The 350-nt window shown below is 54.9% G+C and carries 1 pseudogene; it reads left to right on the top strand.

Going from position 1 to position 350, the window contains the following annotated elements:
- Positions 1 to 350 (top strand): annotated as a pseudogene (locus B3187_RS03030) (hypothetical protein); the annotation flags it as partial.

Genomic DNA, 350 nt, shown 5'->3' with positions numbered 1-350 from the left:
ATGTGGGCTTATAACGATCCGGATTATCTGTTGCAGATGGTGGTCTGGGCGGCGCGTGATGATGAAATCATCATTCATTTTGAGGGCCAACCGATTTCCTCAAGAGAAAGTGAAGCCGGGGTTGCCGCCGATATCCCCATGGATCTTGATCCGGTCTCACTTCTGGTGGTGCCACACCTGGACCGTATCTACGCCGAAATGGGGCGCCGTTGTATCGGGCGTGAAGGTGATCCACACCGTTGGGTGAACCCCGAGTTTCACGGCTGGTGGTCCGGTCGAGGGTTCCGCATCAACGTGGATGTCGCTACAGGAAACCTCTGGGAGCTGGATGATTTTCTGCGTCACTTCTA

The sequence above is a fragment of the Marinimicrobium sp. UBA4209 genome (assembly GCF_002381585.1).
Taxonomy (GTDB): domain Bacteria; phylum Pseudomonadota; class Gammaproteobacteria; order Pseudomonadales; family Cellvibrionaceae; genus Marinimicrobium; species Marinimicrobium koreense.
Note: the sequence above shows the minus strand (reverse complement) of the source record. Positions and strands in the feature narration are given on the sequence as shown.